This window comes from Streptacidiphilus sp. MAP5-3, assembly GCF_041262505.1.
GTDB lineage: Bacteria > Actinomycetota > Actinomycetes > Streptomycetales > Streptomycetaceae > Streptacidiphilus.
In genome coordinates this window covers 59,086-85,897 of sequence record NZ_JBGCCL010000027.1, presented here as the reverse complement: position 1 = coordinate 85,897, position 26,812 = coordinate 59,086, and the positions used below count along the sequence as shown (strand labels likewise).

At 71.7% G+C, this 26,812-nt stretch carries 18 protein-coding genes, 1 tRNA gene and 1 pseudogene; 9 read left to right on the top strand and 11 right to left on the bottom strand.

Annotated features, from left to right (window positions below; all coding sequences use genetic code 11):
* Window positions 1-12: 12 nt before the first annotated feature.
* Window positions 13-408 carry an STAS domain-containing protein gene (locus ABH928_RS29335; protein ID WP_370071652.1) on the bottom strand — a complete coding sequence of 132 codons (396 nt, stop codon included), beginning with the start codon at window positions 406-408 and terminating at the stop codon, window positions 13-15.
* 55 nt (window positions 409-463) lie between these two features.
* Window positions 464-649, bottom strand: coding sequence for a hypothetical protein (locus ABH928_RS29330; protein ID WP_370071651.1), 186 nt, complete (start codon window positions 647-649; stop codon window positions 464-466).
* A 233-nt stretch (window positions 650-882) separates the two neighbouring features.
* Here ABH928_RS29330 and ABH928_RS29325 point away from each other — a divergent pair, with 233 nt between their 5' ends.
* A complete protein-coding gene (locus ABH928_RS29325) occupies window positions 883-4,416 on the top strand; it encodes a HAMP domain-containing protein (RefSeq protein ID WP_370071650.1) in 3,534 nt (1,177 codons plus the stop codon).
* Window positions 4,417-4,475: 59 nt separating this feature from the next.
* Here the strand turns inward: ABH928_RS29325 and ABH928_RS29320 are convergent, their stop codons facing one another.
* The 5 genes from ABH928_RS29320 to ABH928_RS29300 form a co-directional block, all read right to left on the bottom strand.
* Window positions 4,476-6,794, bottom strand: a complete 2,319-nt coding sequence (locus ABH928_RS29320; protein ID WP_370071649.1) for a SpoIIE family protein phosphatase — start codon at window positions 6,792-6,794, stop codon at window positions 4,476-4,478.
* Window positions 6,795-7,166: 372 nt separating this feature from the next.
* Window positions 7,167-7,943 (bottom strand): alpha/beta fold hydrolase, encoded by a 777-nt coding sequence (locus tag ABH928_RS29315; RefSeq protein WP_370071648.1) that lies wholly within the window; start codon window positions 7,941-7,943, stop codon window positions 7,167-7,169.
* Window positions 7,944-7,979: 36 nt separating this feature from the next.
* A complete protein-coding gene (locus ABH928_RS29310) occupies window positions 7,980-8,645 on the bottom strand; it encodes a LuxR C-terminal-related transcriptional regulator (RefSeq protein ID WP_370071667.1) in 666 nt (221 codons plus the stop codon).
* Between the two features lie 5 nt (window positions 8,646-8,650).
* A complete protein-coding gene (locus ABH928_RS29305) occupies window positions 8,651-10,255 on the bottom strand; it encodes a sensor histidine kinase (protein WP_370071647.1) in 1,605 nt (534 codons plus the stop codon).
* A 203-nt stretch (window positions 10,256-10,458) separates the two neighbouring features.
* Entirely contained in the window at window positions 10,459-10,872 is a 414-nt protein-coding gene (locus ABH928_RS29300; RefSeq protein ID WP_370071646.1) for a (2Fe-2S) ferredoxin domain-containing protein, read from the bottom strand.
* 113 nt (window positions 10,873-10,985) lie between these two features.
* On the opposite strand from ABH928_RS29300, the gene ABH928_RS29295 reads away from it, so the two are divergent.
* Entirely contained in the window at window positions 10,986-11,837 is an 852-nt protein-coding gene (locus tag ABH928_RS29295; protein ID WP_370071645.1) for a helical backbone metal receptor, read from the top strand.
* A gap of 71 nt (window positions 11,838-11,908) precedes the next feature.
* Window positions 11,909-11,982: transfer RNA gene (locus ABH928_RS29290), tRNA-Met, on the top strand.
* A 48-nt stretch (window positions 11,983-12,030) separates the two neighbouring features.
* Here ABH928_RS29290 and ABH928_RS29285 read toward each other — a convergent pair.
* Complete coding sequence (locus ABH928_RS29285; protein ID WP_370071644.1) at window positions 12,031-13,230, bottom strand: glycosyltransferase; 1,200 nt, start codon at window positions 13,228-13,230, stop codon at window positions 12,031-12,033.
* Between the two features lie 311 nt (window positions 13,231-13,541).
* Here ABH928_RS29285 and ABH928_RS29280 point away from each other — a divergent pair, with 311 nt between their 5' ends.
* The 4 genes from ABH928_RS29280 (at window position 13,542) to ABH928_RS29265 (ending at window position 20,086) form a co-directional block, all read left to right on the top strand.
* The gene (locus ABH928_RS29280; RefSeq protein ID WP_370071643.1) at window positions 13,542-14,006 is read left to right on the top strand and encodes a GreA/GreB family elongation factor; all 465 of its coding nucleotides are present in this window, start codon (window positions 13,542-13,544) and stop codon (window positions 14,004-14,006) included.
* 887 nt (window positions 14,007-14,893) lie between these two features.
* Window positions 14,894-16,450, top strand: coding sequence for a Re/Si-specific NAD(P)(+) transhydrogenase subunit alpha (locus tag ABH928_RS29275; protein ID WP_370071642.1), 1,557 nt, complete (start codon window positions 14,894-14,896; stop codon window positions 16,448-16,450).
* A 6-nt stretch (window positions 16,451-16,456) separates the two neighbouring features.
* Window positions 16,457-17,926, top strand: a complete 1,470-nt coding sequence (gene pntB / locus ABH928_RS29270; RefSeq protein WP_370071641.1) for a Re/Si-specific NAD(P)(+) transhydrogenase subunit beta — start codon at window positions 16,457-16,459, stop codon at window positions 17,924-17,926.
* Window positions 17,927-18,250: 324 nt separating this feature from the next.
* Window positions 18,251-20,086 carry an ABC transporter ATP-binding protein gene (locus ABH928_RS29265; RefSeq protein ID WP_370071640.1) on the top strand — a complete coding sequence of 612 codons (1,836 nt, stop codon included), beginning with the start codon at window positions 18,251-18,253 and terminating at the stop codon, window positions 20,084-20,086.
* Window positions 20,087-20,138: 52 nt separating this feature from the next.
* Here ABH928_RS29265 and ABH928_RS29260 read toward each other — a convergent pair whose 3' ends face one another.
* The gene (locus ABH928_RS29260; RefSeq protein WP_370071639.1) at window positions 20,139-22,613 is read right to left on the bottom strand and encodes a protease pro-enzyme activation domain-containing protein; all 2,475 of its coding nucleotides are present in this window, start codon (window positions 22,611-22,613) and stop codon (window positions 20,139-20,141) included.
* Between the two features lie 286 nt (window positions 22,614-22,899).
* On the opposite strand from ABH928_RS29260, the pseudogene ABH928_RS29255 reads away from it, so the two are divergent.
* Both ABH928_RS29255 and ABH928_RS29250 read left to right on the top strand, forming a co-directional pair.
* Window positions 22,900-23,070, top strand: a pseudogene (locus tag ABH928_RS29255) (BBE domain-containing protein); the annotation flags it as partial.
* Between the two features lie 124 nt (window positions 23,071-23,194).
* Complete coding sequence (locus tag ABH928_RS29250) at window positions 23,195-24,640, top strand: glyceraldehyde-3-phosphate dehydrogenase (protein ID WP_370071638.1); 1,446 nt, start codon at window positions 23,195-23,197, stop codon at window positions 24,638-24,640.
* Here ABH928_RS29250 and ABH928_RS29245 read toward each other — a convergent pair.
* Window positions 24,562-25,452 carry a response regulator transcription factor gene (locus ABH928_RS29245; RefSeq protein WP_370071637.1) on the bottom strand — a complete coding sequence of 297 codons (891 nt, stop codon included), beginning with the start codon at window positions 25,450-25,452 and terminating at the stop codon, window positions 24,562-24,564. The genes ABH928_RS29250 and ABH928_RS29245 overlap by 79 nt on opposite strands.
* 142 nt (window positions 25,453-25,594) lie before the next feature.
* Complete coding sequence (locus tag ABH928_RS29240; protein ID WP_370071636.1) at window positions 25,595-26,671, bottom strand: class I SAM-dependent methyltransferase; 1,077 nt, start codon at window positions 26,669-26,671, stop codon at window positions 25,595-25,597.
* Window positions 26,672-26,812 lie beyond the last annotated feature (141 nt).

The window sequence follows — 26,812 nt, the reverse complement described above, 5'->3', positions numbered from 1 at the left end:
TGCCCTGTGTGCTCAGTCCCCTTCCGCCGTCCGGGCCTCGGCGAGGGAGGCGAAGCGCGGGAAGAGCGTCGCCGCTCCGGTGATCTCGAAGACCCGGGCCACCCGCGGGGTTATCCCGACCAGCGCGATGATGCCATCACGTGCCTGGGCCCTGGACCGGGCGTCGAGCAGGAGGTTGATCCCGGTCGAGTCGCAGAAGTCCAGGCCCGAGCAGTCCACCAGGATCCGGGCTGCGCCGGCGTCCTCGCAACGCTTGAACGCCTCCCGCAACACCGGGGCCGAGTCGTGGTCGAGCTCTCCGGTCAGTCGGAGCACACTCTCGCCCTGCTGCACCGGGCTTCCGCTCGGCCGCGAGGTCGCGGTCACCGTGAACCGCCCACCGGCGGTACCACCAGACTCCAAGGTCATCGTCTCCCGATCTCCCCTTCTCCCGATCTCGTGTCTCCCGATCTCGTGGTCGTGCTCACACGCCCGCGCCGCCGTTGCCCTCCTGATGCCGACGATGCAACGACGGCAGATGCACGCGGCGCGGTGGCCGCATCGTGCGTAGTGCCTGTTCGAGCTTCTCGTCCTCGCGCAGCTCCTGCTCGATGTCGGTGAGTGCCCGTCGCTCACGCCAGGACAGAGCCGGTCCGTGCCGTGCCTCCACGAGGCGCCTCCTCACTGTCCGTGGTTGTCAGCCAGCGTCTGCCCACCCTGTGCCCCGCTATGCATCACAAGACACCCTTGCGGTTGTTGCAGGCGGCTTCGCCCAGGTCCGGACGGGTTCGCCCGGACGGCTGCGGCCGGGGAGCGCTCGTGGAACGATGAAGGGAGCCAAGCGATCTCGCCCAGGCCGGCCGAACCGAACGGCTGGCCGGACGACCTGCGGAGAGGCCGGACATGGACACTCCCCCGCCGCCCGCTCCCGATCTGCCGTACCCCCCGAACGGCCCCAACTCCAGCCACCCGGGCTCCAGCCACCCCGGCTCGAACCGCCCAGTCCCGGCGCGAACCGACCCGAACCGCCCGGACGAGCGGAGCCAGGAGGGCCTGCGGCAGCTGCTGGCGGGCCTGACCGCGGTGCGCGACGGCGACTTCTCGGCCCGGCTGTCCCCCGGCACGGACGGGCTGCTGGCCGAGATCGCCCTGGTCTTCAACGGGATGCTGGACCAACTGACCCTGGTCACCTACGAGGTGACCAGGGTCGCCCAGGAGGTCGGCGGCCAGGGGCGGCTCGGCGGGCAGGCACAGGTGCCCGGCCTGCGCGGGGTCTGGCAGGAGCTCACCGACTCCGTCAACGGGATGGCCCGGAACCTCACCGACCAGGTGCGCAACATCGCCCAGGTCACCACGGCCGTGGCCAAGGGCGACCTGACGCAGAAGATCGAGGTCGACGCGCTCGGTGAGATCCTCGCGCTGAAGAACACCGTCAACACCATGGTCGACCAGCTCTCCGCCTTCGCCGACGAGGTCACCCGCGTCGCCCGCGAGGTAGGCACCGAGGGACGGCTCGGCGGGCAGGCGCGCGTCCCCGGCGTGGCCGGGACCTGGCGGGACCTGACCGACAACGTCAACTCCATGGCGGGCAACCTGACCACCCAGGTGCGGGCCATCGCCCAGGTGGCGGGCGCGGTCGCCGGCGGCGACCTGACCCAGAAGATCTCCGTGGACGCGCGCGGCGAGATCCTGGAGCTCAAGACCACCATCAACACCATGGTCGACCAGCTCTCCGCCTTCGCCGACGAGGTCACCCGCGTCGCCCGCGAGGTGGGCACCGAGGGCAAACTGGGCGGTCAGGCCACGGTCCGCGGCGTGGCCGGGACGTGGAAGGACCTGACCGACAACGTCAACGTGATGGCGTCCAACCTGACCCATCAGGTCCGGTCGATCGCCCAGGTCGCGCAGGCGGTCGAACGCGGCGACCTGTCCCGGAAGATCTCCGTCGAGGCGAGCGGCGAGGTCGCCGGGCTGGCCGAGGCGATCAACACCATGGTGGACATGCTCTCCGCCTTCGCCGACGAGGTCACCCGCGTCGCCGGCGAGGTGGGCACCGAGGGCGTCCTGGGCGGCCAGGCCCGCGTCCCCAACGTCGCCGGGACCTGGAAGGACCTGACCGAGAACGTCAACTCCATGGCCACCAACCTGACCAACCAGGTCCGCAACATCGCCCAGGTGACCACGGCGGTCGCCAAGGGCGACCTGACCCGCAAGATCGACGTCGACGCGCGCGGCGAGATCCTGGAGCTCAAGACCACGATCAACACCATGGTCGACCAGCTCTCCGCCTTCGCCGACGAGGTCACCCGCGTGGCCCGAGAAGTCGGCACCGAGGGACGGCTCGGCGGCCAGGCCGAGGTCGAGGGCGTCTCCGGAACCTGGAAGCGGCTGACCGAGAACGTCAACGAGCTGGCCGGGAACCTGACCCGGCAGGTCCGCGCGATCGCCGAGGTCACCAGCGCCGTGGCGGAGGGCGACCTGACCCGCTCGATCACCGTCGAGGCGCCGGGCGAGGTCGGCGACCTGAAGGACAACATCAACGCCATGGTCGAGTCGCTGCGCGAGACCACCCGCACCAACCAGGAGCAGGACTGGCTCAAGACCAACCTGGCCCGGATCTCCGCTCTGATCCAGGGTCCGCGCAGCCTGACCGCCGTGGCCGAGCTGGTGCTGGACGAGCTGACCCCCCTGGTCGGCGCGCAGTTCGGGGCCTTCTACCTGGCCCAGGACGGACCGGACGGGCCGCTGCTGGTCCGGGTGGGTTCCTACGGCGCGCCCAGCGGACAGTCCGACAGTTTCCGTCTGGGCGAGTCCCTGGTGGGCCAGTGCGCCCGCAGGCGCCGCACGCTGCTGATCGAGGACCTGCCGACCGGCTACCTCTCCATCTCCTCCGGCGCGGGCAGCGCGGCCCCCGCCTCGCTGATCCTGCTGCCGATCGTGATGGAGGACCAGCTGCTGGGCGTCGTCGAACTCGCCTCGCTGCGGCCGTTCTCGCAGGTCGACCGGGACTTCCTGTCGATGGTGACCGAGGCGCTCGGCGTCAACGTCAGCTCGCTGGTGGCCAACACCCGTACCGACGAGCTGCTCACCGAGTCGCGTCGGCTCACCGCCGAACTGCAGGAGCGGCAGCAGGAGTTGCAGCGCTCCAACGCCGAACTGCAGGAGAAGGCGGCGTTGCTGGCCGACCGCAACTCCGACATCGAGACCAAGAACCTGGAGATCGAGCAGGCCCGGCAGGAGTTGGAGGAACGGGCGCACCAGCTGTCGATGGCGTCGATGTACAAGTCGGAGTTCCTGGCCAACATGAGCCACGAACTACGAACCCCGCTCAACAGCCTGCTGGTGCTGGCCCAGCTGCTGGCACAGAACCCGGGGAGCAACCTGACGGACAAACAGGTCGGCTACGCCACCGTGATCCACTCGGCGGGGTCGGACCTGCTGGAGTTGATCAACGACATCCTCGACCTGTCCAAGGTCGAGGCGGGCAAGCTCGACGTGAACCCCGAACCCTTCGCGCTGCGACCGCTGCTGGACTCGCTGGAGACCATCTTCCGTCCGCTCACCGCCGAGAAGGCGCTGGAGTTCCGCGTCAGCACCGGTCCGGACCTGCCGGAGCAGCTGGTGACCGACGAGCAGCGGCTGCGGCAGATCCTGCGCAACCTGCTCTCCAACGGAGTCAAGTTCACCGAGACCGGCAGCGTCGAACTGCGCGTCGAGATGGCGGCGCCGGACGCGCTTCCGGACGAACTGCCCGGTGGGCAGCGGGTGGTGGCCTTCCGGGTGGAGGACACCGGGATCGGGATCGCCGAGGAGCACCTGGACAGCATCTTCGGGGCCTTCCAGCAGGCCGACGGCACGACCAGCCGCCGCTACGGCGGCACCGGCCTCGGTCTGTCGATCAGCCGTCAGATCGCCCGCCTGCTCGGCGGGATGATCCACGCGGAGAGCACGCCGGGCCAGGGCAGCAGCTTCACGCTGCTGCTGCCGGTCCGCTCGCCGAAGACCGCGCCTCCGCCGCAGCCGGTCCCCGCGCCGACGACGCGCGGGCCACGGCTCGGAGACGAGCTGGAGGGCCGGACGGCGCTGGTGGTGGACGACGACGAGCGCAACGTCTTCGCCCTGTCCGGCCTGCTGGAGCTGCACGGCGCCACCATCGTTCACGCCCGCGACGGACAGGAGGGCTTCGACGTGCTGCAGGCCCGCAGCGACATCGACGTGGTGCTGATGGACCTGATGATGCCCGGCCTGGACGGCTATGCGGCCACCGAGCTGATCCGGTCCATGCCCCGGTTCGCGGACCTGCCCATCATCGCGGTCACCGCCAAGGCCCTCCCGGGCGACCGCGACGACATCCTCGGCGCGGGAGCGACCGACTACGTCGTCAAGCCCGTCGACGCGAACGACCTGCTCGACCGGGTCCGCCGCCATCTGCGCTGACACTCAGCCCATCCGACAGCCGATCTGACGATCTGTCACTCAACCGACCTGACGAGCCGTCAACTCAGCCGGACCAGCACCAGGCTGGCGTCGTCGTCGGTGTCGCCGACCGCCGCGGCCAGCAGCGCGTCCGCCTGGGCGTCGAGGTCACCGTCCACCTCCAGCTGCTCGACCACGCGGCAGAGCAGCGCGAGCGCGTCGTCCAGGGAGGAGTGCCGCCGCTCGATCAGCCCGTCGGTGAAGAGCAGCAGCAGATCGCCCTGGCGCAGCTCGCACTGCGACTCGGCGTAGCGGGTGTCCGCCACCGCGCCGAGCAACAGGTTGGGCTCCGCCTCCAGCAGCCGCGCCCGGCCCTCCCGCAGCAGCAGCGCGGGCAGGTGGCCGGCGCTGGTCCAGTGCAGCAGCCGGTCCGCCGGGTCGAAGTGGCCGCAGACGGCCGTGGCCGTCGGATGGCCGGAGGTACGCAGCGTCACCTCGTTGAGCCAGTGCATCAACTCCCCCGGCTCGCCGCCCGAAACCGCCAGCCCGCGCAGCGCGTTGCGCAACGCCACCATGCCGGTCGCCGCCTCGATGCCGTGACCGGCGACGTCGCCGACCGCGATCATCACCCGGCCGTCGGGCAGGCCCAGCATGTCGTACCAGTCGCCGCCGACCCGGTACTCCTCGGCCGCGGGCCGGTAGCGGGCCACGACCTGGAGGCCGGGCAGCCCGCCGAGGTCCGGCTGCTCGGGCACGATCGCCTGCTGCAGCTGGAGGGCGAGCCGGTGCCGCAGCGCGGCCTGGGCCTGCACGGAGCCGAGCGCGTCGAAGGTCGCGGCGAGCGCCTCCTCCGTCTGGTACTGCAGCGACACGTCCTGGAAGAACCCGGTCAGACCGGTCAACGTGCCGTGGGTGACCAGCGGTTCGGCGATCAGGCGGACGTGCCGGACGCCGCCGTCGGGACGCGGGATCCGCAGCACGCCGCTGACGCCGTCCAGGCGGGCGGTCAACGTCTCCAGCATTCCGGCGAGTTCGGGTCGGTCCTCGGCCACCAGCAGGTTGGCCAGCTGCTCCAGCGGGAAAGGCTCGGCGTCGGCGGGCAGTCCGAGGCACGGGGCGACCAGTTCGCTCCACTGGGTCACCCCGCGCGCCGTGTCGTCCTCGAACGCGGCCAGCGAGCCGAGCCGTCCCGCCCGCTTCAGCACGGTGAAGCTGTGGTCCCGGTTCTCGGTGTGCCAGAAGACCATGCAGCGCTCGGCCGAGACGGCCAGGACGCGGACGTTGAGCATCGGCGCGCTGTTCGGCCGCCGGACCTGCGGCAACCGGTCCACGCGCTGGACGGCGCCGTTCCGGTAGGCGTCGGCCACCATGGCAGCCAGCTCCTCAGCGGCGGCCGGCAGGACGTGGCTGAGCGGCCTGCCCACCGGCCTAGGCACGCCGCTGCTCAGCCGGTACGCGGCGGCGTTGAGGTACTCGACGAACACCCCCGACGCTCCGCCCGAACCCGAACCCGAACCCGGACCCGACGCCCGGCCGCGCCGCAGCGTCATCGCCGGTTCCGCCAGCAGGTCCAGCGCCGAGGCCAGCACCGGAAGCGATCCGCCCGGGTCCGCGTCCTGCTCGCCCCGCGCGAGCACCCGGGCGAGCACCTCCACCAGGCCGAGGACCCGGCGGCGCAGGCCCGGATCCAGCTCCCTGGGCCCCTTCCAGGCGACCAGGACGACGCCCACCGAGCGGCCCTCGTGGCGCAGCGGCAGCAGGGCGCGCGCGGACGTCCGGTCCTGGCCGGGGAGTTCGTGCGGGTCCAGGACGCCGACCGGCAGCCACAGCGGAGTGTCGTCGTCGAGCGCCTGCTGGGGCTTGGCCCGCCACTGCGGCGGGATCTGCCCCCACTGCGCCCGCACCAGCGGCGGGAACCCGGCGGAACCGACCAGCCGCAGACAGTCGCCGGCGGTGCGACGCCACAGCAGCAGTCCGCGCACGCCCAGCGGGTGCAGCTCACCGAGCACGGTCGCGGCCAGCTCGTCCAGGTCGGCGTCCGCCTCCCCCGCGCTGGCGATCCGGCGGCGCGCCCGGGGCTCCGGCAGCGCCGGAGCGTGGCTCCCCGGCTCTCCCGGCGCCACGACCTCCGCCCCGCAGGCGGCGTTGACGATGTCGGCGGCCAGGTCCGCGATCGACAGACCGGCCCCGACCGCGAGCCGCCGCAGCGCCTCCCCGGCGACCGCGGGCTCCACGCCCTGCTGCGCCACCAGGACTCCGGTGGCGAGGTCCAGCAGCCGTCGCCCCTCCGTCCGCGCCAGCTCGGCCGCCAGGTCCAGGTAGGCCGACGCCGTTCCGGCCGTGGCCTCGCCGCTGCCGTCGCGCAATTCGCCGTCCCGTAGCTCGCCGTCCCGTGCCATCAAGCCTCCTCCGCGCCGCGTACGGGTCCGCCCTCCCAGTCTGCGCGTTCGCCCGGCGGGGCGTCCCCCGCCACCGGCACTTCCGGCATTACGTGTGGGAAAGAGTCGCCGGAAGCAAAAGATCCCTGTCCGACCTGTGAAGGTGTCAGGAAGTTGAGCGCGACACGTTTCCCGCGCCGAAATGCGGACAGACGCGGATGGGCGCTCCAGACAGGCGGTCTGCCCGCGAGCGGCCCGATGTCCGCGAGCGCCCACCAAACACGTCCGGCCTCCTCCGGCGCGACGGGCGCATCCGGCAGGCCCGGAGGAGGCACAGCACGATGACGGCGGAGCCCGAACACCGCGCACCGCGCCACGGTCCGCTCAGTCCGCTCAGTCCGCCAGGAACTCCACGAACGCGTCGGTGAGCTCCGGCGCCACCGCCGCGTCACCGTGGTCGCCGGGCACCTCGACCAGGCGGGCGCCGGGCAGGACAGCGACCAACTCGCGTGCCGAGACAGCCCGTTCGTCCTCGGACCCCACCACCACGAGCGACGGGACCCGGATCGCGGCGACCTGCTCCTCGGTCGAGTGCGCGATCGAGTCGAGCACGTGCAGCGTCGCGACCGGGTCCACCCCGCGCTCCCGCATGGCCGCCACGGCCTGCGCCTCCCGCGAGCCGGGCTCCCACGTGCCGGCGGCGGCCCCGGCGAAGAGCCGCTTCAGCCAGGCCCCCGCGCCGCCGCCGGTCCCGTTGACCTCGCGCATCCCCTGCCCGCCGATCACCGCCCGCCGCGGCGTCGCCCCGCGCACCAGCATCCGCACCGCGATCCGCGCGCCGAGCGAGTAGCCGCCGAGGTCGTAGCCACCGGCGTCGTACGCGTCCAGCTTCAGGTGCTCGACCAGCGCGAGCGCGTCGGTGGTCAGCACGTCCGACGGGTACGCGGCGGCGTCCTGCGGCTTGGCGCTGTCGCCGTGGCCACGGAAGTCCGGCATGACCACCCGGTGCCCGCGCGCGGCGAGCCCGTCGACGATCCCGGTCCGGAACCACATCCCGGCATCCGCCGACATCCCGTGCAGCAGCACCACCGGCCGCCCCTCACCCACCTCCCGGTACGCGAGCTGCTGTCCGTCGGGCGCGGCGAAGAAGGAGGGCTGGGGCATCGTCATGCCAGGGACGCTACACGTGCTTCGGTTCGCACGCCCTCAGCCTCCCGGCTGCGCCATCAGGTAGGCGAGGACGGCCAGCACGCGGCGGTTGTCGTCCTCGGACGGAGGCAGGTCCAGCTTGGTGAAGATGCTGGTGCTGTGTTTCGACACGGCCTTCTCGCTGACGAAGAGCCGACCCGCGATCGCACTGTTGGAACGGCCCTCGGCCATCAGCTCCAGCACCTGGCGCTCGCGCTCCGTGAGGCGGGCGAGCGTCTCGCCGTTGCCGCCCCGGCTGCGGCGGCCGAGCAGGCGGGTGACCACGGCGGGGTCCATCACCGTGCCGCCCGCCGCCACCGTCCGGATCGCGTCGACGAACTGGTCGTCACTGAAGACCCGGTCCTTGAGCAGGTAGCCCACCCCGCCCGCCTGGTCGGCGAGGAGTTCCTCGGCGTAGATCTGCTCCACGTACTGCGACAGCAGCAGGATCGGCAGCCCGGGGATCCGCTCCCGGGCCGTCAGCGCGGCGCGCAGGCCGTCGTCGGTGTGGGTGGGCGGCAGCCGGATGTCCACCACGGCGAGGTCCGGCCGGTGCTCCAACAGCGCGTCGAGCAGGCCCGGCGCGCTGTCGGTGGCCGCCACGACCTCGAACCCGCGTGCCGCGAGCAGCCGGACCAGTCCTTCGCGGAGCAAGAAGAGGTCCTCCGCGACGACGACGCGCAGGGCGGCTACCTGCACGGCACCTCCATCGCCACGATCGTCGGCCCGCCGGGCGGGCTGCTGACGGCAAGGATGCCATCGAAGGACGCCAACCGCCGCTCCACACCGGCCAGCCCGCTGCCCCGGGCGGGATCCGCGCCGCCGACGCCGTCGTCGGTGACCTCGATCCGCAGCAGCCCGTCCGTGCGGGCGACGCGAATCCGCAGGCTCCGCGCGTCGGCGTGCCGGACGGCGTTGGTCACCACCTCGGCGACGGCGAAGTAGCAGGCCGACTCCACTGGGGCATCGAGCCGTTCGGGCAAGTCGATCTCGGTGGTGCAGGGCAGCGGCAGGTCCAGCGCCAGCGCGCGGATCGCCTCGCCGAGGCCGCGGTCGGCCAGGACCGGCGGGTAGATGCCGCGGACCAGGCAGCGCAGCTCCGAAAGCGCCGCCGCCGACGCCTCGCGGGCCTCCACGACCAGCGCGGCGGCCTCGTCCGGGCGGTCGGCGATCAACTCCTCTGCCACGCGCAGGTTCATGCCGATCGCGACCAGCCGGCCCTGCGCGCCGTCGTGCAGGTCGCGCTCGATCCGGCGCAGTTCGGCCGCCGCCGAATTCACCGCCTGCGCCCGCGTGTCGGCCAGCTCACGCACCCGCGCGGCCAACGCGGGATCCGGCTCCTGCCCCAACAGCCGCCGGGCGTCCGGCAGTACGGTGCGCGGCAGCAGCCAGACCCCGAGGGCCAGCAGCAGTGCGCCCTGGATCGCGCCGACCACGGAGATGTTGTGGCCGAGACCGACCTGGACCACCGGTCCCTGGCCCACCGGGTTGCCGACCCGCTGCAGCACCACCGCCGACCGGTTGAGCGCCCCCTCCACGACGGCGTACGCGCCGCTCGCCACCAGTCCCAGCGCCACCAGGTCGGCTGCCGCCCGCGGCCACCGCACCGGTGCGACGGCCGCGACGACCAACAGCGCCAGGCCGGCCGCCCAGCCGAGCACGGCGTGAACGGCGGAGACGCCCGGCGCCGGTGCTCCCCACAGGTCCAGGCCCGCCAATCCGCCGACCATGACGACCACAGCGGGCAGCAGCACGGCCCAACGCCCGGACGACCGCACCGCCTCGTCGCCGCGCGCCCACCACGCCAGGCCGTGCCCCGCCACGCCGCCGAGCACGAGCACGACCACCGCGCCGAGCAGCGCGTACTGCGGGCCTTCGACGTGCGTGGCCCCGTACGCACCGGTCATCGCCTCCCCCGCGACCACCGCCGTCACCGCGAGCACCCACGGCCTCGGTGCCGGTCCCTGCCCGGCGGACGGCATCAGGGCGGCGGTCAGCAGGCCCGCCAGCAGCAGCCCGAAGGCGAGCGGCCCGGACGGGGTCAGGTCCGGCACCGTCGCCCAGTAGCCGGACGAGGCCCCGACCGCCCGCACGTCGACGACGAGCGCCGACGCCTCGCCGTACCCGGCCACGCCCACCAGCGCGGCGACCAGCGGCCAGCCGACCGGCCCGGCCCAGCGCGCCGCGAGCGGCACCCGCTCACGGCGAACCGCCAGCACCGCGCACACCGCCGTCAACGCCACGAACACGCTCAACACCCACGGCAGTTCGGTCACCACCGGAAACGGCCACATCTCGGTCCCTCGCTCCGTCGTCCCACCGGCCACGGATCGCGGCCTCAGGATCATGCTGCTGCGCGGGACGCGGTCGTCGCCATGGACCCGAACCTACTTCTGAGGTGGGGAAATGCCTACCTTCTGCGCCTCGTCCGCCCAGCCGTCAGGTCCACCGCCGCGACCGTCCCCTCACGGCGGGGAGGCCGCCCGAACCTCTCCGGTCACCCCTCCAGGGCCGCCCGCACCCGGCGCGAGGGCTGGAAGGCGTAGAGGTCGAGGATCGCGGGCGGATCGGCGAGCCCCGGACCGCCCTGCTCGACCCAGGCGGTGATGTCCGCCGTCGCGTCCAGGTCGTTCACCAGCCCGAGCCAGACCGGCCTGCCGCCCGCCCGACGACCTTCGGGCGAGGGCTGCACCACGATCACGTTGGCGTGCTCGCAGGCGTCCAGGCAGTCGACCGTCCTGAGCCCACCGATCCCCGCCAAGGACCGGCGCAGATCCGCCAGTTGGGCCGTGTGGTCGACGCGCGGGATCTTCGGCGTGCCACAGCAGCAGCCCCGGCAGACGGAGACCGTCGGGCTGCCCGGCGTCCCGTCGACGACGGGCCCCACGGCCTTGCGAGTACGTCGGCTCACCGGGGGGCCTCGGCAATCTGGGTGTCGTACGTGCAGGTCACCGGCGAAGTCTTGCAAACCCGCCCGACCGTCCGCTCCCCCGGGCCTCAGTTCGGCGCGGGTACGGTGGGCCCATGGCACCCGGAGAACCCGCACGGCGCACGGTCATTGACGACCAGGGGACGCCGCTCGTCCTCGCCCACAGCCCGATCCGCCGCGTCGTCTCGCTGGTGCCGTCGCTCACCGATGCGATCGCGGTCAGCGCCCCCGGCCTGTTGGTCGGCGCGACCGACTGGTGCAGCCATCCGGCCGGGCTGGACGTGGTCCGGATCGGCGGCACCAAGAACCCCGACACCACGCGGATCGCCGCTCTGCGCCCCGATCTGGTGGTGGCCAACGAGGAGGAGAACCGCGCCCCGGACCTGGAGGCGCTGCGCGCGGCCGGAATCCCCGTCTGGGTCACCGAGGTGCGCACCCTCGACCAGGCCTTCCGCTCGCTCGACCGCCTGCTGACCCTGCTGACGCTGCTGAACAAGGACTCCGGCCTACCGCGCCCGCAGTGGCTCGACGACGCCCGCCGCGCCTGGGCCGCCGTGACCCCGCTGCCCGGCCATCCGTCCGGCCGTCCCCGCCGCGCGGTGGTGCCGGTCTGGCGTCGGCCCTGGATGGTGGTCGGCCGGGACACCTTCGCCGGGGACCTGCTGCGCCGCCTCGGCGTCGAGCAGCTCTACGCGGACCACGACGAGCGCTATCCGGCGATCCCGATCGACCAGCTGCGCGCGTCCGGCGCCGACCTGGTCGTCCTGCCGGACGAGCCCTACCGGTTCACCGGGACCGACGGCCCGGAGGCGTTCCCCGGTCTGCCGGCAGAACTGGTGAGTGGCCGTCACCTCACCTGGTACGGACCGTCGTTGACCGAGGCAGCAACGCTGCTCCGGCAGCAGCTGCAGGCACCCCTGCCACCCCCGGTGCCTGAACAGGGCTGAGCCGGACCGACCCCCGGCCCGAAACCGATTCGTCGTTCGAGCCGGGTGTCTGTTAGCGTTGGGTTCACCGACGCGGGGTGGAGCAGCTCGGTAGCTCGCTGGGCTCATAACCCAGAGGTCGTAGGTTCAAATCCTGCCCCCGCTACTCCGTACGGAGGGCCCGGCCGATCAATCGGCCGGGCCCTCCGTCGTTCTACGCCACTTCTGCCGCCACTCCCACTGCTTCCACTGCTTCCACTGCCCGGCGCGGACGCCGCAGCCGCAGGCGGTCCAGGACCGCGCCGAAGGAGCGGCCGAAGGCCGGGTCGCAGAGGGCTCCCGCGCTGTGCCGGACCTCCCGGGCCTGACGCGCGAAGGCGGCCACCACCCGCGCGGCCTCGTAACCCGCCGGAAGCGCGGGCAGATGCACCCGGCCCCGCTCCGCCTGCGCGGCGAGCGCTTCGGCCAACTCCTCGGGCGTACGCGGCCAGGGCGCGATCCCGGCGGCGGCCAGCGTGGCCGCATTGGCCTGGCCGTGGCCCGGAATGACCTCGTAACTCACCGCCGGCAGGCCCGCGACCAGTGCCTCCGTCAACGACAGCCCGCCCGCGTTGTGCACCAGCACGTCCGCCGCACCCATCAACTGCGGGACGTCGTCCCGCCATCCGAGCGCGACCGTGCCCGGCTCGGCCGACACCTGGCGCAGCAGCCGCCCGTTCCGCCCGCAGAGCACCACCGGCACCGTCCGCTCCGCCGCGCGCACCGCGCGGACGCCGGCCACCACGTCCCCCAGCCCGAGCGAGCCGGTGACCATCAGCGCCATCCGGTGGTCGTCCGGCACGCCCAACTCGGCACGCAGCGCCCGACATTCCGCCGGGTCGGGCGTCCGCGCGAAGGCCTCGGGGGCCAACGGACCGGCCGCCGCCATCACGACGCCGTAGCGGGCGCTGCCCTCCGCTGCGGTCGCCTCGGTGACCGTCAGATGCGCGTCGAGCGCGGGATGCACCCAGAGACGGTGCGGCGCGGGGTCGGTGAGGTAGCAGACGGTCGGCGCGGTCAGCGTGCCGTCCTCCTTCAGCGCGCCCAACGTCTGTGCCGCGAACGGGAAAGTGGTGACCACGACGTCGTACCCCTGCCCGACCCACCCGGCCACGCCGGAGCGCGCCGCCGTGCAGACCCGCAGCGTGAGCCGCCGCGCGACCGAGTCGCGCTCACCGCACCGGAAGAACCAGTCGAAGACCGCCGGAAGATGACTGGCCGTCAGCGCGTAACCCTGACGCAGCACCAGTCGCTGGTGCCGGGGCAGCGCGTCGAGGAAGTCCTGACAGTCGGCCTCCATCCCCATCGCCTCGAGCCGCCGGATCAGCTCCGCCGCAGCCCCGTTGTGCCCCGCGCCGACACTGCCGGTGATCACGAGCGCCCGCAGCGCCCCTGCCGTCCGCCTGCCCTGCCGAGGCACCCTGCGAGGCGTCCGCCTCACCGACCCGAACGCGACCATGGAAACGGAACCTCCTGCGCAACTTCGCCGACGTCGGGCACGACGATGACGGGTTTGCGGCGGTTTTGGGGTGTCCAGCGGCCGACCACTCGCGCAACATTCGACGAAGCCCCGGCGTCACCGGCGCACACCGAAGTCGCGCTCCACCGGACAACCCGCGAAAATAGGGTCTTGTGAGGTTTTCCCTGTTTTTCTTCTCTCTGTTCCGCCACCCCTCAGGAGCAGGAATGAGCACCGAACCGGAGCCGATCAGCCCCGAGGCGCGTCGCGCGCTGGAGCAGGACCTCGCGGAGCTGCGCGCCGAGCGCGCGAAGATCGCGGCGACGCTGCGGGACGTGGACTCGACCGGCGACCGCGCCGACCAGGCCGACGAGCTGCAGCGGGCCACCGACGTCGCGCGGCTCGACGACCGGATCAAGGCGCTCGACCTGCGGCTGCGGCAGGCTGCCGTGGCCGGGCCACCGCCGACCGACGTGGTCGGGGTGGGGAGCACGGTCACCGTACGGTTCGACGATGAGAGCACCGAGACCGTGCAGATCGGCGCCGTCGCCGAGGAGCTGGAACGGACGCTGGTCACCGCCGACAGCCCCCTGGGGCACGCCCTCCTCGGGCACCACCCGGGCGACACCGTCGGTTACGACACGCCCGAGGGCCACGCGACCGCGACGGTCGTCGCCATCGCGGCGAGCTGAGCCACAGGCAGCCGCCGAGCCAGGCGGTCAGAGCCGGTCGCTGTGCAGCCGCTCCGAGCTCCGCAGCTCCATGTACGGCTGCTGCCCGGCCGGTCCACCGACAGGACGGCGCAGTACGTCAGCGCCGCCGCATGGTCGCCGAGGGTGTCCTGCCGCAGCTCAGCGGGCACCCGGAGCAGCGCCTGCCGCCAGCCGGGCTCGTCGGGCCCAGCCGGGCTCGTCGGGCCGCTCCGCCTCTGCCGTGCTCATCGCAGGTCCGCCTTCTTCTCCCGAGGGAGGTCGTGATCGTCCGCGTCAGAGTAGCCCCGGTCCTGTCCCGGACCGGGGCTGGCAGACCATACAGGGGAAGTCAGGTGGCGGGACGGCGGCCGTGGTTGGCCCCGTGCTTGGCGCGCTGCTTCTTCTTCCGGCGGCGTTTCGACGACATGGCCACTCCTCTCGCAGACCTCGTCCTCACGGACCTCGCGCGGCATTCGTGCAACGCTCGCACAGCACTCGCGCAACACTTGCGCAACGCTCGGGCGGCGGACGACCGGCCCCTCGCTCCACGGTGCCACAGCACCGAGCGCCCGGCATGTCCGCGCGGAGGTGTACGCACGACGGCACTGCTGGGCGGGCGAGGACCGCCTCTCCCCCTCACATCGGCACCTGTGGGGCGTGAGACCGGACGTCCGCCATCCGGTCTGTGAGTGAAACAAGTCACTGCTTCGACCGACCCGCTGGTCGGTATGAAAAGGGTAGGTTCCTGCGACCAAGGGGAAGGACCTCCGTCCCCGGCTACAGCCGCTCCGCCCTGCCTGCCCTGTCCTGCTCGTGATCGTGCTTCCGCGTTGCTGTGTCTTCGCGGTTCCGCGAATCCCCCGTTCCCCTGACGAGAGACACACGACATGTCTGCGCATGACGCCACCCACCACCCACCCCAGCGCATCGGCGTGGTCGCCGAGTCGACCGCCGGGGAGACCCGCGTCGCCGCGACGCCCGCGACCGTCAAGCAGTTGCTCGGGATCGGCTACGAGGTCGTCGTCGAGTCCGGGGCCGGTGCGGCCTCGGGCTTCACCGACGAGGTCTACGTCGAGGCGGGCGCGGACATCGGCGACGCCTGGGCGCAGCAGATCGTGCTCAAGGTCAACGCCCCGTCCGGCAGTGAGATCGCGCGGCTGCGCGAGGGCACGACCCTGGCGGGCCTGATCGCCCCGGCGCAGCACCCGGAGCTGCTGGAGCAGCTGTCCGCGCGCGGCGTCACCGTGCTGGCGCTCGACGCGGTGCCGCGGATCTCGCGTGCGCAGTCGATGGACGTGCTCAGCTCGATGGCGAACATCGCCGGATACCGGGCGGTGATCGAGGCGGCCCACGTCTTCGGGCGCTTCTTCACCGGTCAGGTGACCGCGGCGGGCAAGGTGCCGCCGGCGAAGGTCCTGGTGGCGGGCGCCGGTGTGGCCGGGCTCGCGGCGATCGGCGCCGCGTCCAGCCTGGGCGCGATCGTGCGCGCGACCGACCCGCGTCCCGAAGTCGCGGACCAGGTCAAGTCGTTGGGCGGTGAGTACCTGCCGGTCAACGTCGTGCAGGAGCAGAGCACCGACGGCTACGCCAAGGCGACCTCCGCCGACTACGACCGCGCCGCCGCCGAGCTCTACCACCGCCAGGCCATGGACGTGGACATCGTGGTCACCACCGCGCTGATCCCCGGCCGTCCGGCGCCGCGGCTGCTGACCGCCGAGGACGTGGCGGCCATGAAGCCGGGCAGCGTGATCGTCGACATGGCCGCCGCGATGGGCGGCAACGTCGAGGGCACGGTGGCGGGCCGGGCCGTGGTCACCGACAACGGCGTGACCATCATCGGCTACACCGACCTGGCCTCCCGGCTGCCGGCCCAGGCCTCGCAGCTGTTCGGCACCAACCTGGTGAACCTGGTCAAGCTGGTGACGCCCGGCAAGGACGGGCAGCTGACGCTGGACTTCGAGGACGTGGTGCAGCGGGCGGTGACGGTCGTCCGCGAGGGCGAGATCACCTGGCCGCCGCCGAAGGTCTCCGTCTCGGCGGCACCGGCCGCGCCGGTCGCCGAGACCGCCAAGCCGGAGCCCAAGGAGGCCAGGAAGCTCAGCCCCGCGGCCCGCTTCTCACTGATCGGCGTCGGCATGCTCGCGCTCTTCGGCGTGGTCGGCTTCGCCCCGGCCCAACTCGCCGAGAACTTCACGGTGTTCATGCTGGCGGTGGTGATCGGCTACTACGTGATCGGCAAGGTGCACCACGCGCTGCACACGCCGCTGATGTCCGTCACCAACGCCATCTCCGGCATCGTGGTGACCGGCGCGCTGCTGCAGATCGGGCACGAGAGCTGGGTGGTCACCGCGCTGTCCTTCGTCGCGATCCTGCTGACGAGCGTGAACATCTTCGGCGGTTTCGCCGTCACCCGCCGCATGCTGTCCATGTTCTCGAAAGGCTGAGCCACGATGACCTCCACGACGGCCGCACACGCCGCGGACCTCGTAGCCGCCCTGCTGTTCATCCTGTCCCTGGCGGGGCTCTCCCAGCACCGCACCTCGCGCGCCGGCGTCGTCTACGGCATCGCGGGCATGGGGCTCGCGCTGGTCGCCACGATCGTGGTGGCGGCGCAGAGCATCGCCGCCGGGGCGATCGCGCTGATCCTGCTCGCCATGGCGATCGGCGCCGTGCTCGGGATGTGGCGGGCGCGCAGCGTCGAGATGACGCAGATGCCCGAACTCATCGCCGTGCTGCACAGCTTCGTCGGCCTTGCCGCGGTGCTGGTGGGCTGGAACAGCTACCTCGAGGTCGAGTCGCACGGCGCCAGGCAGACCGAGATCGCCGCGGACCTGCTGACCATCCACCATGCCGAGGTCTTCATCGGCATCTTCATCGGCGCGGTCACCTTCACCGGCTCGATCGTCGCCTTCCTCAAGCTGTCGGCCCGGATCAACTCCCGGCCGCTGATGCTGCCGGGCAAGAACGGGCTCAACCTCGGCGCGCTGGCCGCGTTCGTGGTGCTGACGGGCTGGTTCTGCGCGAGTCCGAACCTGCCGCTGATGATCGCGGTCACCGTGCTGGCCCTGGCGCTCGGCTGGCATCTGGTCGCCTCGATCGGCGGCGGCGACATGCCGGTCGTCGTCTCGATGCTGAACAGCTACTCCGGCTGGGCGGCGGCAGCGGCGGGCTTCCTGCTCGACAACGACCTGCTGATCGTCACCGGCGCACTGGTCGGCTCCTCCGGCGCCTACCTGTCGTTCATCATGTGCAAGGCGATGAACCGCTCGTTCATCTCCGTCATCGCGGGCGGCTTCGGCATCGAGGCGCCGTCCGGCGGCAGCGAGGAGACGGGCGAGCACCGCGAGATCCGCGCGGCGGAGGCGGCGGAGCTGCTGACCCAGGCCCGCTCGGTGGTGATCACCCCCGGCTACGGCATGGCCGTGGCCCAGGCCCAGCACCCGGTGGCGGAGCTGACGCGCCGTCTGCGCGAGCGCGGCGTCGAGGTCCGCTTCGGCGTCCACCCGGTCGCCGGACGCCTGCCCGGCCACATGAACGTGCTGCTGGCCGAGGCGAAGGTGCCGTACGACATCGTCCTGGAGATGGACGAGATCAACGACGACTTCGCGGACACCTCCGTCGTCCTGGTCATCGGCGCCAACGACACGGTCAACCCGTCCGCGGCCGAGGACCCGGGCAGCCCCATCGCCGGCATGCCGGTGCTCCGGGTCTGGGAGGCTTCGAGCGTCATCGTCTTCAAGCGCTCCATGGCCTCCGGCTACGCGGGCGTGCAGAACCCGCTGTTCTTCCGTGAGAACAGCAGCATGCTCTTCGGCGACGCCAAGCAGAGCGTGGACGCGATCCTCGCCGCGCTCGGCACGGACGGGCCGGCGTCGTCCGGTACGCGTTCCGCCGCCAGCCCGGCAACGGTCGGCGGGTAACCGAGCGGCTCAACCCCTCACGTGTGCCCCCGGCTCCGACAGCGAGCCGGGGGCACACGTGTGTTCGGGCACGAAAAACCCTTGGACGACGCAGCTCGCCTCGCGGCAGACTTCAATACCCCACACCCCCGCCTCCGCCGGAGCAGTTCGACGCGTCCCCCGTCGGCCGCTCCGAGGCTGGACGTTTGTGACAACCAGTCGTGCCCGCCTCCCCACCCCCACCGACCCGTGTGCGGGCACTCGACCCGAACCGACGACCGGCTGGTCCGGCATGCTCGGCAACCCCGGCATGCGCGGCCCAGCCTCGACACCTCCAGGGTTGGTATGGCAACGCCACACACAGGCCAGGGCACGCCGCGCAGAGGCGCGGTGCTCCTCGCCCTTCGTTACTACGGACGGGAGTTGGCCCGCCACAAACGGGTGACGCTCCCCGCGATGCTGCTGCCCGCGCTGGGCAACATCGGCATCAACTACCTCGCGCCGCTGATCGTCGCCCGCCTGGTCGGCAAGATCGCCTCCGACGCGCGGATGACCACCGCCGACGCGCTGCCCTACATCGCCGCCTTCGCCGGAGTGCTGCTGTTCGGCGAGGTGTTGTGGCGGCTCGGCATGCACTGCCTCAACCGCCTGGACGCGTCCGGCATCGAGCACCTCTACGTCATCGGTATGGACGAACTGTTCGCCAAGGACGCCTCCTTCTTCCACGACAACTTCGCCGGCTCGCTCACCAAGCGGGTGCTGAGCTTCGCCTCCCGCTTCGAGGACTTCGTCGACACGCTCACCTTCTCCGTGGTGGGCAGCCTGGTGCCGCTCGTCTTCGGCGCGGTGGTGCTCTGGCAGTTCCAACCGCTGCTGGTGGTCGCGCTGCTGGCGCTGATCGCGGTCACCGGGGTCATCACCGCGCCGCTGATCCGCCGCCGTCAGGCGCTGGTGGACCAGCGGGAGGAGGCCATCGCCCGGGTCTCCGGCCATGTGGCGGACAGCCTGATGAACATGGACACGGTCCGCGCCTTCGCCGCCGAGCGGCGGGAGGCGGCCGAGCACCGCTCCCGGGTCGCGGAGTCGCGGCGGCTGTCGCTGCGTTCGTGGGACTACGGCAACCTGCACATCGACACGCTGGTCGCACCGATGTCCGTGCTGACCAACGGCCTCGGTCTGCTGCTGGCGATCGCGGTCGGCGGCGGCACGCACAACGTCGAGGCGGTCGTGGTCGCCTTCTCCTACTACTCGACCGCGACGCGGATCATGTTCGAGTTCAACCAGATCTACCGCCGTCTGGAGAGCTCGATGACGGAAGCCGCGCAGTTCACCGAGCTGCTGCTGTCCCCGCCGACGGTGCTCGACCCCGAGTCGCCGGAGCCGCTGCGCCCGCGGTCCGCCGGTCGCGACGGTCATGCCGACGTACGTTTCGACCGCGTCACCTTCTCCCACGGGGGCGGCAAGCCGCTCTTTGCGGGGCTGGACCTCGCGGTGCCGAGCGGCGCGCGGATCGGCCTGGTCGGCCGGTCCGGCGGCGGCAAGACCACGCTGACCCGGCTGCTGCTGCGGATGACCGACATCGACGACGGCCGGATCCTGATCGGCGGCCAGGACATCAGCCGGATGCGTCAGGCCGACCTGCGCAGCCTCATCGCCTACGTCCCGCAGGACCCGGCGATGTTCCACCGCACCCTGCACGCCAACATCGCCTTCGCCCGACCGGACGCCACCGACGCGGAGATCCGCCGCGCCGCCGAGGCGGCCCACGTCACCGAGTTCGCGGACACCCTCCCCGAGGGCTTCGCCACCATGGTCGGCGAACGCGGCGTCAAACTCTCCGGAGGGCAGCGGCAGCGCGTCGCCCTGGCCCGCGCGATCCTGCGGGACGCGCCGATCCTGCTGCTGGACGAGGCGACCAGCGCGCTGGACTCGGAGAGCGAACTGCTGGTCCAGCAGGCGCTGTGGCGGCTGATGGAGGGCCGCACGGCCCTGGTCGTCGCCCACCGGCTGAGCACGGTGGCGACGATGGACCGTCTGGTCGTGCTGGACCGCGGCCGGATCGTCGAGCAGGGCAGCCACCAGCAACTCCTCGCCGCCGAGGGCGCCTACGCCAAGCTCTGGCAGCACCAGTCGGGCGGCTTCCTCGACGAGTCCGAAGATGCGGAACCGGCACTGCCGTGAACGCCGGGGTGTCCGGTCCGGTCAAGCGAGCCGGACCGGACACCCCGTTCCGTCACTGGCCGCTGGGGTGGTCCTTGAACCAGGTCAGGAAGTCGGACGTGATGGTCCCGACACCCGTCACGTCGTCATAACCCGGGCCTGTCTTGAGCGAGGTGTCCGAGTCCATGCCGATCATCACGGGGTTGTGGCTCGAGTTCCAGGCCTCCATGGCGGGCTCGTGCCCGAGCGCGGACGGCACACCCGACACGTCGTGGAAGGCGGAGGACCCGGACAGCTTGTAGAGCACGGGGTTGACGAAGCCGACCGGAACTCCCCCCGCCGCCTGCTGGGCCAGCGCCTCGACGCCGGAGAACAGCGGGGTGGCCAGGCTGGTCCCGCCATACTCCTCGTCGCCGTACGAGCCGCCGCTCTCGCTGAAGGTGGCGCCCGCACCCGAGCCGGCGTCCACGTTGATCGTGCCGTTCTGGGTGACGCCGATCAGCAGGCCGCTGTTCCAGTCCGCGTCCATGCCCACGTCGGGCACCTCACGGTTCGCCGTACCGGTGGCCGCCCCGACCAGTGAGTCGGAGACGACGCCCTTCTGGTACGACGGCTCGGGGAAGACCGAGCTGTTGCCGCCTCCGGCCCCGCCGATGAAGGGGTTGCCGGCAGCCCAGCCGTTGCCGGTGTCCTGCTGGAACCAGTCCCCCCAGCCGCTCTCCCAGGAGTAGTTGCCGTTGGAGTCGATGCCGAGGCTGGTGCCGCCCACCCCCGTGGCGAAGGGGTCGGAGGCCGGGAAGGCGACCGACGCGTGCGGCTGCACGTCGTTCGGGTCGGAGCTCCCGGTCGCGGCGACGGTGTAGTCGCCGTTGTCCATGCTGGCGAAGTTGAAGCCGATGCCCTCGGCCGCGCCCTGCTCGAAGATCTGCGTCTTCGCCTGGAACTCCTCCTGCGCCTGCGAGCTCTCGGCACCGCCCCAGGAGCAACTCACGATGTCCGCGGTGTGGTTGGCGACGATGGTCTCCAACGCGGTGTCGAAGCCCTGGTCGCTGCCGTCCGTTCCGTAGTAGACGATCTTCGCGTCCGGGGCCATCAGGTGCACGGACTCGATGTCCATCGTCTCCTCGCCCTGCCAGGAGGCCACCATCTTGGGGTCCGTGGACGGCGGAAAGCCACCCTGCGGCATCTCCTGGGTGAACTGGCCGGGGGCGAACTGGGGCAGGCCCATCTGCTGGTTCCAGTTGGCGACGTCCTGCGCGATGGTGGGCGAGGCGTAGGCGTCGACGACCGCGACGGTGACGCCCTTGCCGGTCAGCCCGCTCTGGGCCACCCCGTAGGCGTGCCGCAGCTGGTTCGGGGTGTACCCGCACAGCTGCATCGGCAGCGTCTGGCCGTCGAGTCCGGGCGGGGCGTCGTTGTAGTGCTTCTCGCCCCAGTAGGTGCTGCACCACTGGGTGCTGAACCCGGCGCTGTCCCCGGGCGTGTACTTCCCGCCACCCGCGGAGACGGCCTTCCCCTTCTTCTTCGGACTGACAGCCGTGGCCTTGAAGGCGAAGCTGGAGATCGGCGAGCTGGTGGTCAGACCGGTGACGCTGGAGACGTAGTTGCCGACGTCGGAGGGGTACTGCGGCTGGCCGGTCGGCGCGATGTCCACCCGACCACCGTGCTTGAACTTGTCGATCTGGACCTTCAGTACGGACTCGACCTTGTCCAGCGTCGTCGAGACGACGACGGAGTCGGCGCCCTGGGAGACGATCGTCATCCCGTCCTGCTGCAACCACTGGGTGACCGCCGTGGCGGCGTCGGGCACGTTGACGAAGGTGGAGTTGAACTGAGCAGGCGTCAGGTACTTGTGGTAGTCCGGCGATCCGGGCATGCCGACCTCGGCCGCATAGGTCGCCAGGTCCTGCGGGTGCTGCTTGGCGATCCAGACGGTGCCCTGCACCACCGTGCTGGGGTCGGCCGGCCCGACGTCGTTCGCCTTGGTCGCCCAACTCGGCGGGCTCCAACTGGTGCCGCCGTTGGACGTCGTGGTGATCGGCCCGCTGGATGAGGACGCACCGGCGACGGGCGTGCCGCCGCTGCCGCCGCTGCCACCACTGCCGCCGCGTCCGCCGGCGGCAACCGCGACCGCCCCGCCGACCACCAGCACGAGGGCCACGCCGATGCCGATCAGCACCCCCTTCTTGGAGCCGCGCGAGCCACCGCCGCCGGAGTTACCGGGGCCGCCGGGCATGCCTGGCCCGCCACCGAAGGGCGGCTGACCAGGGCCGCCCGGCCCACCCGGCCCACCCGGCCCGCCACCGAACGGGGGTTGGCCCCCGTACGGCGGGGGCGGAGGCGGCGGCGCGGCCGGGCCCTGCTGGTACGGGTTCGGCGGCTGCTGCGGAGGACGGCCACCGCCGTAGGGGTTCTGCGGCGGCCGGGGCGGCTGAGCCTGCGGCCCCCGCTGTGGCTGCTGCTGCGGCGGAAAGGGGCCGTTCTGGTACGGATTGTTCGGCCGGGGCGGATTGCCCGCGGACCCGTTGCCGTAGGGCGGGTAACTCACGGTGCCCGTCTCCTCGAGACTCGCCCGGGAGACATCACAGGACAGACAGGACAGACCGTCAGGCGTGCGCTATCCCCCGGTAGCGACGCTCATTCTTCGCACGCCCGTGCGCATCGTAGCGACATCCCCACCGTGCCCGACACGGGCTTCACGCCATGCTCACGAGCGACCAGCTCCTCCCCGCCCCAGCCCCGCCCCGGGACGCCCGGAAGCCCGCCTGCCACGGCGTCGCACCCTTCCTACGTCCTCCGCCCGTCGGCTGGGTGACGTGTACACGCACGAGACGTGGATCAACCATCCCGACGTGGACCTCGCCGACCCGGCGTTCAACACCTCGGGCATGCCGTGGTCCCCGCTCTACTACGGCGAGAACTACCCCCGGCTCCAGCGAGTGAAGGCGCGCTGGGATCCGCGCAACGTCTTCCGCCACGCGCTCTCGATCGAACCGCCCGCGTGACCCGGCGCCCAACCCGCAGGCGGGAGGTTCGCGTACAGGTGCGTCCAACAGGAGAGCCGATTACATGATCAAAGTTTTGCGAGGCTAACATGGAGGCCGCTGCCTAGCTGGAAGATAAAAGCCTGTGACTGTCAACGACGACTCGTTCACCGACTGGAAGATCCGCGAGGAGATCGCGGAGGCGATGATCCCGATCATCGGGAAGCTGCACCGTGAGCAGGACGTCACCGTCCTGCTGCACAGCCGCTCCCTGGTGAACAAGTCGGTGGTCAGCATCCTGAAGACCCACCGCTTCGCCCGCCAGATCGACGGCGAGGAGCTCTCGGTCACCGAGACCATGCCGTTCCTGCAGGCGCTCACCACGCTCGACCTGGGCCCGGCCCAGATCGACCTGGGCCTGCTGGCCACCTCCTACAAGGCCGACGACCGCGGCCTGAGTGTCGAGGCCTTCACGGCCGAGGCCGTCGCCGGCGCCACGGGCGAGAACAAGATCGAGCGCTCCAAGTCGCGCGACGTCGTCCTCTACGGCTTCGGCCGCATCGGCCGCCTGGTCGCCCGCCTGCTGATCGAGAAGTCCGGCTCCGGCAACGGCCTGCGCCTGCGGGCCATCGTCGTCCGTCGCAGCGGCGACATGGACATCGTGAAGCGCGCCTCGCTGCTGCGCCGCGACTCGATCCACGGCCAGTTCCAGGGCACGATCACGGTCGACGAGGCCAACAGCAAGATCGTCGCCAACGGCAACGAGATCCAGGTCATCTACTCCGACGACCCGACGACCGTGGACTACACGGCCTACGGGATCAACGACGCGGTGCTGATCGACAACACCGGCCGCTGGCGCGACCGCGAGGGTCTGTCGAAGCACCTCCAGCCCGGCATCGCCAAGGTCGTGCTGACCGCGCCCGGCAAGGGTGACGTCCCCAACATCGTGCACGGTGTCAACCACGACACGATCAAGCCGGACGAGCAGATCCTCTCCTGCGCGTCCTGCACCACCAACGCGATCGTCCCGCCGCTCAAGGCGATGGCGGACGAGTACGGCGTGCTCCGCGGCCACGTGGAGACGGTCCACTCGTTCACCAACGACCAGAACCTGCTGGACAACTTCCACAAGGCCGACCGCCGTGGCCGTTCCGCCCCGCTGAACATGGTGATCACCGAGACCGGTGCCGCCTCGGCCGTGGCCAAGGCGCTGCCGGACCTCAAGGCGAAGATCACCGGCAGCTCGATCCGCGTGCCGGTGCCGGACGTCTCGATCGCCATCCTCAACCTGCAGCTGGCGCGCGAGACCACCCGCGAGGAGGTCCTCGAGCACCTGCGTGAGGTGTCGCTGACCTCGCCGATGCGTCGTCAGATCGACTTCACCACGGCGCCGGACGCGGTCTCCAACGACTTCATCGGCTCGCGCCACGCGTCCATCGTCGACGCCGGCGCGACCAAGGTCGAGGGCGACAACGCGATCCTCTACCTGTGGTACGACAACGAGTTCGGCTACTCGTGCCAGGTCGTCCGGGTCGTCCAGTACGTCTCCGGCGTGGAGTACCCGACCTTCCCGGCTCCGCGGGGCTGAGCCCGGAGCAGGGACCACGCCCGAGGGGCCGACGCGCGCTGCGTGTCGGCCCCTCGGCGTTCGTCGGGCCCGTGCTCGGGCCGGTGCTCGCGCCAGACGTTCGCGGCGTCCACCCGGCCGTGGACGGCGAGCTTGGCGTAGACGTGCTCCAGATGCTTGTCGACGGTGCGCGGGCTGATGCCGAGTCGGCGGCTGATCTGCTGGTCGGACAGGCCGAGGGCGAGCAGGTCCAACACCGTCGCCTCGCGCGGGGTCGGCGCCGGCCCCAGGTTGCACGGATGCGGCGCGGCGCTCCGGCCCAGCCGGACCAGCGCGGCCCGGATCCGGTCCTGCAGCAGGGCCGCGGCGGCCACGTCGTCGTCGGAGAAGTCCAGGCCCGTCCGGTTCAGCGCGACGCACACGCTCCGCCCGCCCGGGACTCGGCCAGGGACTCCACCGGGGTCTCCGCCGACGGGGACCTCCAAGGCCAGCTGGTACTCACCACCGATCCGGCGGGCCACATCCGCGTAGACCGGCTGAGCGAGCCAGTCCGTCCGCGACTGGAGGTCCGAACGGCGCAGCGGCACGCCGGGACCGCCGGTGGTCAGCCGGATCAGCGGGTCTGACGTCCGGTAGTGGTCGATCAGCGCGTAGTCCTCCGGCGTCAGCAGCCCGGCCGGATGCGTCACCGGGAGTGGCGGCACCGGGCGGGTGGTCCAGATGATGTTCTCCGCGGGGATCGCCCCGAGCAGTTCCGGAAGCAGCACCGAGAGGAGCGCGTCCTCGTCGACGGCCTGGATCAGCAGGTCGACGACCGCGAGGATGCGTCGCAAACCGACCTCCCCGGCCGACGCGGTCACACCTCCAGGCTGCGCCGCCTCGCGCGGGCGGTCAACCCACGCCGACTGCCCCCGAGCGGGCGCCTCACCGCCTGGACCGCCTCACCGACTGGAACCCCTCAGCGACAGGACCGCCTCACCGACTGGCGGCGTAGACCCGGTTCACCGGCGTCTCGGCCGCGAGCCGCCAGTGGTGCAGCCCCGCGTGGTCGGCGATCGTCCGCATCGTCCGCTCCCCGGCGTGGTTGCCGAGCGCCTGTGGTCCGTGCTGGGCCAGCGCCGACGGCAGACAGACGGCGACCGACGCCGCGGTGATCGCCCGGCCCACCGGGTTGGCGTTGGCGCGGACGTCCTCGGACGCGTTCGGCTCGACGATCATGCAGGCGCCGCCCTCGGCCAGGCTCTCCGCCGCGTGGTGCAGGGCCGCCTGCGGGTCGCCCATGTCGTGCAGGCAGTCGAAGAAGGTCACCAGGTCGTAGGTGTCCCCGGGGAAGTCCTGAGCGGAGGCCACGTCGAAGCTGACCCGGTCGCCGAGCCCCTGCTCGTCCGCGATCCGGCGGGCCGCCTCGATCGAGGGGCCGTGGAAGTCGAAGCCGTGGAAGTGCGAGTTGGGGTACGCCTTGGCCATCAGCATGGTCGAGTAGCCGTAGCCGCAGCCCACGTCGGCGACCTCGGCGCCGCTCTGGAGTCTCTGCTCGGTGCCGTTCATGGCCGGCAGCCACTCCGCGACCAGCGAGGCCGTGTAACCGGGCCGGAAGAACTTGGCCGCCCCCGAGAAAAGGGCGGAGCTGTGCTGCTCCCACCCGACGCCCTCGCCGGTGCGGAACGCCTCCATCAGCGTGTCCTCGGTACCGAACATCGCCTGCAGCATGGTGAAGAACCCCGCCGCGTAGGTGGGCGCGGTCGGGTCCGCCAGCACGGCGGCGTGCTCGGGCGGCAGGGTGTAGCGGTCGGACTCGGGGTCGTAACTCACGTACTCCCCCGCGACCTGGACGGCGAGCCACTCGGCGACGTAGCGCTCGACCATCCCCGTCCGCTCGGCGAGTTCAGCGGCGCTCATGGTGCCCCCGGCCTCGGCCATGGCCGAGTAGAGCCCGAGTCGATCTCCCAGCGAAGTGCACAGTCCCGACGCCGCCGCGCCCGCGTCGGTGATCACGCGCATCAGAAAGTCCATCATCCGGTCCTCGTCGACCGCATCCATGGTTCCGGACATGGCCGTCCACCTCCTCCGTTCAGCCCTGCTGACGGTTCCACCCGACCAGCCCAACCGGACCCACGCCATACGGTGTTTCCCGTACGCCGCACCGCGCCTCGAGAGGCAGGTGACCGTACGTGCGCCTAGGGTGACGCCTGA